Below are 10,353 nucleotides of genomic sequence, written 5' to 3'. Positions count from 1 at the left end.
ATGTTCTTGCAGAAATCTGTTGTCGCATTTCGCCTGAGGGCAATCCTCGTCAAGCTGGTAGCTTCCTGCCTAGTCTGGGCGTGCGCGACAACATCGAGTTTTGCGGAGACCTCTCCGCCTCAGACCTCCGGCGTACCCATTACCCATGGTCAGATCGAGAAGGCGATCACGAGCCTCGACGCGATCGTCGGCGACGTCATGAAGAAGAGCGGCATTCCGGGCATGGCGATCGCGGTGGTTCATGATGGCAAGATCGCCTACGCGAAAGGCTTTGGCGTCCGGAAAGTCGGCGAGAACCAGCCGATTGATGCGAATACCGTTTTTCAGATCGCATCGCTTTCGAAATCCCTTGCGGCCAGCGTCGTGGCCCGCCAGGTCGGCGCGGGCGTTGTCAAATGGAATACGCCTGTCCAAGCGCACTTGCCCTGGTTCGAGTTGATGGATCCGTGGGTGACACAGCATGTCACCATTGCGGATATGTTCAGCCACCGTTCGGGCTTGCCGCAGCATGCCGGCGATGATCTAGAGGATCTCGGCTACGATCGTCGAACGGTGCTGGAGCGCCTTCGTCTGCTACCGCTTCGCGGCTTCCGGGACGTCTATGCCTACACAAACTTCGGGTTGATGGCGGCGGCGGAATCCGTTGCTGCCGCATCGGGCAAGGACTGGGAAAGTCTGTCTGAAGAGGTTCTTTACAAACCGCTCGGCATGAGCGCGACCAGTTCGCGCTTTGCTGATTTCGAAAAGCAGACCAATCGCGCCATTGGACATGTAAAGGTCGGCAACAGCTTCCAGCCCAAATATCAACGCCGGCCCGATGCGCAGTCAGCCGCAGGCGGCGTCAGTTCGTCGGCAAACGATCTTGCGCGATGGCTAGCGTTGGTGCTGCAGAACGGTGAATTCGAAGGCCGGCAGATCATCCCGGCAGATGCGCTGCTTCCAGCCATGACGGCCGAAGTCGTTTCTATTCACTCCCCTTCAGCCGATGCGAGGCCCAGCCTGTACGGATATGGATTCGGCGTCGGAATCACACCGGCGGGCAGGACAACGATCAGTCATTCTGGGGCCTTCGCGCTGGGTGCCGGGACTTATTACGCGATCATCCCCTCGGCCGGGATTGGAATTGTCGTGCTGACCAATGCAGAACCAGGTGGCGCAGCGGAGGCGGTCGGCACCTCTTTCACGGACATTGTCCAGTTCGGGATGGTGACGCGGGATTGGTTTGCTGCTTATGGCACGGCTATGACGCAGCTCACGGCCCCGGCGGGCGATCTCGTCGGCAAGTCGCCGCTCACCGCGCCAGCACCGGCTGCGCGTTCTTCATCCTATGTTGGTCGCTACGGCAATCCTTACTTCGGAGACGCTGAGATCGTCGATGCAAATGGTCATCTAGAATTAAAGATCGGCCATTTGAGCCAACCCTATGAGCTGACGCACTGGGATGGTGATGTGTTTTCGGTCCGCCCTTCCAGCGAAAACCAAACCGACGGTTCGTTGTCGTCGGTTACGTTCAAACGGGCTGGTGACGAGCCAGCCCGCGAACTGACGATCGAATATCTCAACGGCAACGGGCTCGGCCAGTTTATGAGGCGCTGAAAAACATTGTGCGGGTGAGCTTCTGATCCGCAATCCTCACGCGAGTGGCGCCAGGATAAACTGCCAGCCCGAAGTTTCATCGGAACCAATCCGGAGGGGAACCCATTGTCCTTTGCAAACGAAGGAGTTCTCCAATGACCAACCCGAATGAGAAAAATCCGGACCAGAAGCGTGATCAAGGCCAAAAGGCAGGCCAGCACACGGAAACCAAGCAGAAGTCCGAAATCCGGAAGGGTGTCCAGGAAGATATGCCTGACAACAAGCCTCAGGGCCAAGAGAAAACCGGATACAGCGGCGGCACCTGATAGGCTGCTTTAGCCATGGTAATGGTCGCAGCCATGGTAAGGGCCGCCCCAACGGGCGGCCTTTTTCTTATAGGAGTTTATGTCGCTTGAGATGGGAAGATTTTATCAAAGTTGGAAAAAAGGAACCTGCGAGCAAAGTTCGGTCTCGCTGCTTGCAGCATATGAGATCAAGAAGTTGTCGGCTTACGCTCGCCAGCTGCCAAGATGAAATGCACCTAGGCGTCACGTGTTAACTTGTCGAGAGTGATCGGAAGATCTCTCACGCGTTTGCCTGTGGCATGATAGACCGCATTGGCAATCGCCGCAGGAACGCCGACGATGCCGATCTCGCCCAACCCCTTGATGCCCATCGGGTTGACGATATCGTCCTGCTCATCGACGAAGATCACCTCGACGTTGTGAACGTCGGCATTCACCGGCACATGATACTCGGCGATATTGGCATTCATGATCCGGCCGAAGCGGTGGTCGATGAGCGTTTCCTCGTGCAGCGCCATACCCATGCCCCAGATCATACCGCCCATCACCTGACTGTGCGCGGTCTTAAGGTTGAGGATACGTCCCGCAGCGACCGCGCCGACGAGCCGAGTGACGCGTATGACCCCCAACTGCTCGTCCACTTTTACTTCGGCAAAGATTGCTGAATGGGTGTTGTGGGCGTGCTTGCCTCCCTTCTTAAACTTTGTGGCCTTTTCCTGAGTGACGCGTTCGATGCCGGCGTGACGCATGGCGTCCGCGACCATGACGGTGCTGCGCGGATTTTTCTTGGACATGATCGAGCCGTTGGTCAGCACCACGTCGTCGGCCTGCGCGCCTTTCAGCGCCGAGTTCGGCATGGCCTGCGCCATCTTCAGGAGCTCATCGCGGATCGCGTTACTGGTGGTGACGATGCCGTTCGACACCGACGCGGCGATCCACGACCCTCCTTCGACAGGAGACGGTGGCAACGTCGAGTCACCGAGCTTGACAGTGATGTTATCGATCGGAAGGCCGAGCATATCGGCGGCGACCTGTGCCATGATCGTATAGGTTCCGGTCCCGATGTCCGACGTCGCGCACGCCACTTCGGCGTGGCCGTTTCCAGTCAGCGTGATCCGCACCGTGATAGGCACCTGCAGCGCTTCCCAGATGCCCGTGGCCATGCCCCAGCCGATCAGATCGTTGCCATCACGCATCGATCGAGGCTCGAAACTGCGTTTGTTCCAGCCGAACGCCTCCGCACCTTGGCTGTAACATTCGCGCAGGTTCTTGCTGCTGAAGGGCAGTCCGGTAGACTGATCGCTGTCCGAATAGCACTTCAGCCGCAGTTCGAGCGGATCCATCTTCAGCGCAACCGCAAGTTCGTCCATCGCCGCTTCGAGCGCATAAACGCCGGTTGCCGCGCTCGGCGCGCGCATGTCGCACGCTGTCGGAAGATCGAGGCGGACCAGGCTGTGCGCGTAACTGGCGGCTTCGCTCTTGTAGAGCAGACCGGACCATGTCGTCTCATTGCGATGAAAGTCCTCGTATTGCGACGTCATTGTGGTGGCGTCGTGTGTGATCGCATTCAGCGTGCCGTCCGGTTTTGCGCCGAGCTGGATGCGCTGAATCATCGCCGGGCGATAGCCGATCATGTACATTTGCTGCCGCGTCAGGACGAGGCGGACCGAGCGTTTGAGCGCGCGGGCGCCTAGCACCGCGAGCACCACCTGATACTGCGGCCGCAGACCGGAGCCGAAGCCGCCGCCCATGAACGGCGACATCACCCTGATTTCGTCGGGCTTGGCCTCGAACACGCCGCATAGATAGCGCTGAACGTTCTGCACCCCTTGCGTCTTGTCGTAAACCGTGAGCTTGCCGTCGTGCCACACGGCGGTCGATGCGAACAGCTCCATCGGATTGTGATGCTCGATGGGCACGGAATAGTCGGCCTGATGCTTGATATCCGACGTTGCGAACGCCTTGGCCGCGTCGCCACGCGGTTTGGCCGGTGGATCGAGCGCAACGGCGTTGCCGAGTTGGCGCTCCAGATCGGTGACATGCGGTTGCTCGTCGTAGTCGACCTTCACGAGAGACGCTGCATAAGTCGCGGTCTCGAAATCCTCCGCCAGCACTAGCGCAACCGGCTGGCCGTTGAATTTGATTTCGCCGTCATAAAGCGGACGATAGGGCGAGCCTTCGGGCGCGACATCATCCTCGTATGCCTTGTCGCTATCGGCCATCGGCGGCCGATTCTCATGGGTGAGGATGACGAGGACGCCATCCACCTTCATGGCTTCGCTGGTGTCGATCCGCCTGATACGGCCTTTGACGATGGTCGACGTGACCACGCTGCCATGTGCAAGATCGGGTGCGTCGTACTCGCCGGCGTAACGAGCGGCGCCGGTGACTTTGTCGCGCCCATCGACGCGCGATGTCGCCGTACCGATATAGGTCGTCATGGTCGTGCTCGGTTGATGAAGGTGAAGCACCGGCTCATGCGATTTTCTTGTCCGATTGCGATTGCGGTGTGCCGTTCGCGGCTTGCGTCAGCGCCCGGATGATGACGCGCCGGGCGAGGTCGATCTTGAAGGTGTTGTGACCGAAACCCATGGCCTCGTGCAAAACGACGTCGGCCGCGCGAGCGAAGGTATCGTGAGTGGGGGGCTGTCCGTTCAACGCCGCTTCGGCTTCCGGATTCCGCCACGGTTTATGGGCAACGCCGCCGAGCGCCAGTCGCGCGTCGCGAATCGTGCCGTTATCCATCTTGAGAGCTGCCGCGACAGAGACCAGCGCGAAGGCATAGGACAGACGATCCCGGATCTTGAGATAGGTATAGTGCGTGTTGAAGCCCTGCGCCGGCAGTTCGATGGCCGTGATGATTTCTTTCGGGTCGAGATTGGTGTCACGCTGCGGCGTATCGCCGGGCAGGCGATGGAAATCCGCCATTGCAATGGCGCGCTCACCGTTGGGGCCGGCGACATGCACCTTGGCATCAAGCGCCGCCAGCGCGACGCACATGTCGGAGGGATGGGTGGCGATGCAGGCATCGCTGGTGCCGAGGATCGCATTGATCCGGTTGATGCCGTCTTTTGCCGAACAGCCAGAACCGGGATCTCGTTTGTTGCATGGTGTCGCGACATCATAGAAATAGAAGCATCTGGTCCGCTGCAGCAGGTTGCCGCCGGTGGACGCCATGTTGCGCAGTTGAGCCGAGGCGCCGGCGAGGATAGCGCTTGAGAGCAGCGGATAACGTTCCGTCACCAGTGGGTGCCAGGCGAGGTCAGAATTCGGCACCAGCGCACCGATGCGCAGGCCGCCGTCGGTCGTTTCCTCGACCTTGGCGAGAGGAAGGTGCGAAATGTCGATCAGCCGGCTGGGTTGTTCGACGTCATATTTCATCAGGTCGATGAGATTGGTGCCACCGGCAATAAACTTTGCCGAGGCATCGGCCGCAATCTGGCTCAGTGCGTCAGCAACATCCGTTGCCCGCGAGTACTGGAAATTGTTCATGACGCATCCATGGCCTGCTGAATCGCAGCGACGATGTTTGGATAGGCCGCGCAGCGGCAGATGTTTCCGCTCATCAGTTCGCGAATGTCATCGGGCGTCTTCGCCTTGCCTTCGGCGATCAGGCCGACCGCCGAGCAAATCTGCCCCGGTGTGCAGTAACCGCACTGGAAGGCGTCGTGATCGATGAAAGCCTGCTGCACGGGATGGAGGACGCCATCGGTCGCAAGACCTTCGATGGTGGTTACCTCGGCACCGTCCTTCATCACCGCAAGCGTCAGGCAGGAATTAATCCGTCGGCCGTCAACCAGCACTGTACAGGCACCGCATTGACCGTGGTCGCAGCCTTTCTTGGTACCCATGAGGCCAAGGCGATCTCGCAATGCATCGAGCAACGTCGTCCAAGGAGCAATATCGAGCTTCTCCTTGGTGCCGTTGACGGTCAGCTCAATGGTGGTCAAGCCGGGAAACGAAACGGTTGCCGGAGCGGTGTTTGACCGAGCCATCCGATACCCCCGCCAGTAAAGAAGGACGGGCTATAACGCGATCCCGGCGCACATGTTCCCACAGAGGATAATCCCTTGCGTGCCCGGACCGGCTACTCCGGCATGTCGCGATGCCGGCCGGTTGCTCACGCGGATATTAAACGATTTTGAATGCCGCACGTCGTCGCGTTCAGGCTTGCGTCGTTTACCGCACCGGCAACGGCGGCCGGGGAGCACTGTCGTCACCAGGCTGTGCCGGAAGTCGGGCGGGTACCGGCGCTTGGGACGGAATGTAGGCGTCGCGTTGCGGGGGGATCCGGCTTTCGGTCGCCGGTGGCGGCGAAGGGGACGGAAGAGGAGGACTGTATGTTGCCGCTTGAGGCGAGGGGCGTTGTGGCCGTGGCGGAACAGACTTCGCCCGGTGCTGCACGGGGGGCTTGGGGTGAGCTTCGCGCTCTGCGGCCGCTGCGATCTCTCGGCGCAGTTGCTGTTGGCTGGCTTTCAAATCCTCGACCGCGCTTTTCAGCGCAGCAATCTCGCTTGCGTTTGCCTCAAGCGACCGTGCAATTTCGGCCGGAAGCGCAGCTTGAGTTGGTGCAGCTTGCGTCGGGGGCGTGATGGGATCCGTTGACGGTGTTGATGGCTGGGCTGCGGTCGCAGTCTCTTGCGCAGGTTCCGCTTCGGCATTTGGTTGAGGCGCGGCGGCTTGGGTCGCCGTTTCCTGCGCTTCAACTGCATTTACGCCCTGCGTAGAGGCAGGAGCCTCCATTGAAAGGTGCGGTATAAGACTCGAAAGCCTCTGTTTGGCCTCTTCACCATAGGAATGCCAGGCCACGCTTGCGGCAACGCCGATACAGATGGCTGATAGTACGGTGAAGACACCGCGATAAGACCGTGCGCGGGGGATATCTTTTAGGAGTGCGTCAACGTTGTCGTTCGACGGCGCAGGGTGGAACGAGGGTTCGCTTGCCGGCAGGGATGGTGCCGTCGATAGCGACGTCTCTTCAACCTGTGACGGCTCGAGATTGGCTTCAATTTGAGGATCACGCGTGATTCGCGGCGCCAAGTCGCGAAGTTGCGCGGCTATCGCGTCGTGCGGATCGGCTTGAGGACCAGCAGGTTGTGATCTGAATAGCATTTGAGTTCCAGGTTACATGTTGCGCGGCCGGATTCCGGCTGGTCTATATGTCGAGATGAAGGCTTTGGGTTTGACCTCAGCAAGGCGGCAAGATGAAAAGTGTAAGGCAGGGAAGCCAAGGTGACTGCCTCTCAGTGCTTCCCATACTTGCCTAAGAGTTAACGGCGCTGGCGGACGTCCCTGATAGGCCGATGTTGCGTTGCACAATTTTTCAGCACCGTCTGCTTCCGCAGCGAGCGATCCTGCCCGGTCGTTTTTGGGAGCGGTCGATCTCGGCAATGTTCTGAGGGCAGCGTAGTGCATTTTCAGGATTGGCACGAGTCTTGCGTTAGTGATCCGCGACGGCTCTCGCTATCTAAGGACGACGGAGCAAAATCAAGATGAACAAGAAAGAGAAGCTCGTCATCGTCGGCGCAGGTATGGCCTCCGGACGGATGCTCGAGCACCTATTCGAAGCTGACCCCGAACGTTTCGACATTACCCTTTTTGGAGCGGAGCCGCGCGGAAATTACAACCGTATCATGTTGTCGCCTGTGCTGGCAGGCGAGAAGTCGTTCGATCAGATCGTCACGCATGATGCGGCTTGGTATGACGCCCACCAGATCAAATGCCGCTTCGACGAGACGATTACGCGCATCGATCGTGCGGCGAAGACGGTGCACTCGGCGAGCAGCGAAACTCCTTACGACAGGCTAGTGATTGCGACCGGATCCGCTCCCTTTATGATTCCCGTTGCCGGGCGGGACTTGCCGGGTGTCATGGCATTTCGCGACTATGACGATGTCCAGGCGATGGTGGCCGCAGCCAAGAAAAAGGACGCCAAGGCTGTCGTCATCGGTGGCGGTCTGCTCGGACTGGAGGCCGCGGCGGCGCTCAGGCTCCATGGTATGGAGGTGGTGGTCCTGCATCTGATGGGCCACCTGATGGAGCGCCAGCTGGACGCGGCGGCGGGCTATCTCTTGCAGAAGGAACTGGAGAGCCGCGGCATCAAAATTCACTGCAAGGCACAGACCAACGCGATCCTCGGCCACGGGCGCACCGAAGCGGTGCTGCTCGATGACGGCACCCTTTATCCGGCGGATATCGTGGTGATGGCGGTCGGCATCCGCCCGGAGGCGCGGATCGCAACCGATGCGGGCCTCCATGTTGAGCGCGGCATCGTCGTGGACGACCAGATGCTGACCTCTGATAAGAATGTCCTCGCCCTCGGCGAATGCTGCGAGCACAACAACATTTGCTATGGCCTCGTCGCGCCGCTCTATGACATGGCCAAGGTCGCGGCGAAGACTTTGACAGGAGTCGAAGCGACGTTCCGCAGCGTCGAAACAGCGACCCAGTTAAAGGTGACCGGGGTGAGCCTTTACTCGGCGGGCGACTTCACCGACGCGCCTGATCGGGAAGATATCGTGCTGCGGAATTCGGGCGCGGGGGTCTACAAGCGGCTCGTGCTGAAGGACAACCGCATTGTCGGCGTGGTCCTTTACGGCGAGACCGCGGACGGCGCCTGGTACTTCGATATGCTGCGCAAGGGGACAGATGTCTCGGAGATGCGCGAGACGCTGATTTTCGGTCAATCCCGTCAGGGGAGCACGTCCCTCGATCCTATGGCGGCGGTCGCAGCCTTGCCGGATGATGCCGAAATCTGCGGCTGCAACGGCGTCTGCAAGGGCAAGATCGTCTCGGCCATCACGGCCAAAGGCCTGACGTCGCTCGACGACGTGCGCGCCCACACAAAAGCATCCGCATCCTGCGGCTCTTGCACGGGTCTTGTCGAACAACTCATGACGCTGACGCTCGGCGATGGCTACAATCCCGGTGCCGTAAAGCCGATATGTGGCTGCACTACGCTCGGACATGGCGATGTCCGCCGGCTGATCAAGGCGAAGAGTTTGAAGACCATTCCTGCCGTCATGCAGGAACTGGAATGGAAGACTTCATGCGGCTGCGCAAAGTGCCGGCCGGCGCTCAACTACTATCTCGTATGCGACTGGCCCGACGAATACGCCGATGACTATCAGTCGCGTTTCGTCAACGAGCGCGTCCATGCCAACATTCAGAAGGATGGTACCTATTCGGTTGTGCCGCGCATGTGGGGCGGCGTCACCAGCGCGAAGGAATTGCGCGCCATCGCCGACGTGGTCGATAAATTCCACATTCCCACCGTGAAGGTCACGGGTGGCCAGCGCGTCGACATGTTGGGCGTCAGGAAGGAAGACCTGCCTGCGGTGTGGGCTGATCTGGGCAAAGCCGGCTTTGTCTCGGGTCATGCCTATGCCAAGGGCTTGCGCACAGTAAAAACCTGCGTTGGTACCGACTGGTGTCGCTTCGGCACGCAGGACTCGACCGGGCTCGGCATCCGCATCGAGAAATTCATGTGGGGCTCGTGGACTCCAGCCAAGGTCAAGATGGCGGTCTCGGGTTGTCCGCGCAACTGCGCCGAGGCGACTTGCAAGGATGTCGGCGTGATCTGCGTCGACTCCGGCTATGAGATCCATTTCGCCGGCGCGGCGGGCCTCGACATCAAGGGCACGGAGGTTCTGGGTGTCGTAAAGACTGAGGATGAAGCGCTGGAGCATATCGTAGCGCTCGTCCAGATGTACCGCGAGCAGGCCTACTATCTCGAGCGCATCTACAAATGGGCGAAGCGCGTCGGCCTTGACGAGATCCGCCGCCAGATTCTGGAGGACCCCCAGAAGCGCAATGACTATTTCGATCGCTTCGACTTCAGTCGGAAATTCGCCCAGGTCGATCCGTGGTCTGAACGCGTGTCTGGCAAGGACAAGCATGAATTCCGGCCGATGGCGACTATCGGTTTTCCGGTTGCGGCGGGGGGAGCACGATGAGCTGGATTGCTATTGGCCAAACGGCAGATATCCCTCTTCGCGGTGCGCGCTGCGTGGCGACGCCTCAAGGGCGGATTGCGGTGTTCCGCACTATCGAAAATCGCTTCTTCGCTATCGAGGACCGCTGTCCCCACAAGGGAGGCCCGCTTAGCCAGGGGATCGTGCACGGCGCTCAGGTCACCTGTCCGCTGCATAACTGGGTCATCTCGCTCGAGACAGGCATGGCTGTTGGGGCCGACGAGGGTTCTGTACGCACCTTTGCGCTGAAGGTGGAGGGCGGAAAGCTCCTGATCTCCTCAGAAGCACTCGTCAGCATGACCGCATGACGCGAAGAGATTTTGCTGAGCAGCGTTAGATACTCCGTTCGACCGGGAGAGCGTGAACTCGATTCCTCGCGCTCCAGCCAACCCGTCCGCTCATTCTTGAACCTCTGAAGACCCGAAAAAGTCACCATACGGGGCTTTTATGTCTTCGGCGTTCCTCTTGACGAAGCTCAGGTCGAGATTATTGACCGCGAC

7 protein-coding genes are annotated in these 10,353 nt (G+C 59.7%); 4 read left to right on the top strand and 3 right to left on the bottom strand.

From position 1 onward, the window contains the following. Both GGQ85_RS13075 and GGQ85_RS13070 read left to right on the top strand, forming a co-directional pair. Positions 1–1,596 carry a serine hydrolase gene (locus GGQ85_RS13075; RefSeq protein WP_309774871.1) on the top strand — a complete coding sequence of 532 codons (1,596 nt, stop codon included), beginning with the start codon at positions 1–3 and terminating at the stop codon, positions 1,594–1,596. A 134-nt stretch (positions 1,597–1,730) separates the two neighbouring features. After that, positions 1,731–1,901: a hypothetical protein gene (locus GGQ85_RS13070; protein WP_173816033.1), complete on the top strand. Its 171-nt coding sequence runs from the start codon at positions 1,731–1,733 to the stop codon at positions 1,899–1,901. Positions 1,902–2,116: 215 nt separating this feature from the next. Here GGQ85_RS13070 and GGQ85_RS13065 read toward each other — a convergent pair whose 3' ends face one another. Genes GGQ85_RS13065 through GGQ85_RS13055 form a run of 3 tightly spaced genes read right to left on the bottom strand, consistent with a single transcriptional unit; the run spans position 2,117 to position 5,875 of the window. After that, positions 2,117–4,321, bottom strand: coding sequence for a xanthine dehydrogenase family protein molybdopterin-binding subunit (locus GGQ85_RS13065; RefSeq protein WP_309774870.1), 2,205 nt, complete (start codon positions 4,319–4,321; stop codon positions 2,117–2,119). A 34-nt stretch (positions 4,322–4,355) separates the two neighbouring features. Beyond that, positions 4,356–5,372 carry an FAD binding domain-containing protein gene (locus GGQ85_RS13060; protein WP_309774869.1) on the bottom strand — a complete coding sequence of 339 codons (1,017 nt, stop codon included), beginning with the start codon at positions 5,370–5,372 and terminating at the stop codon, positions 4,356–4,358. Further along, complete coding sequence (locus tag GGQ85_RS13055) at positions 5,369–5,875, bottom strand: (2Fe-2S)-binding protein (RefSeq protein ID WP_309774868.1); 507 nt, start codon at positions 5,873–5,875, stop codon at positions 5,369–5,371. The genes GGQ85_RS13060 and GGQ85_RS13055 overlap by 4 nt, the downstream gene beginning before the upstream one ends. A 1,497-nt stretch (positions 5,876–7,372) precedes the next feature. Between GGQ85_RS13055 and nirB the strand changes: the two genes are divergently transcribed. Next, positions 7,373–9,835: a nitrite reductase large subunit NirB gene (gene nirB / locus GGQ85_RS13050; protein ID WP_309774867.1), complete on the top strand. Its 2,463-nt coding sequence runs from the start codon at positions 7,373–7,375 to the stop codon at positions 9,833–9,835. Then, positions 9,832–10,161, top strand: coding sequence for a nitrite reductase small subunit NirD (gene nirD, locus GGQ85_RS13045; RefSeq protein WP_079447907.1), 330 nt, complete (start codon positions 9,832–9,834; stop codon positions 10,159–10,161). Before nirB ends, nirD begins: the two co-directional genes overlap by 4 nt. The last annotated feature ends 192 nt before the right edge of the window (positions 10,162–10,353 follow it).

This window comes from Nitrobacter vulgaris (genome assembly GCF_031453995.1).
Lineage (GTDB): Bacteria > Pseudomonadota > Alphaproteobacteria > Rhizobiales > Xanthobacteraceae > Nitrobacter > Nitrobacter vulgaris.
Note: the sequence above shows the minus strand (reverse complement) of the source record. Positions and strands in the feature narration are given on the sequence as shown.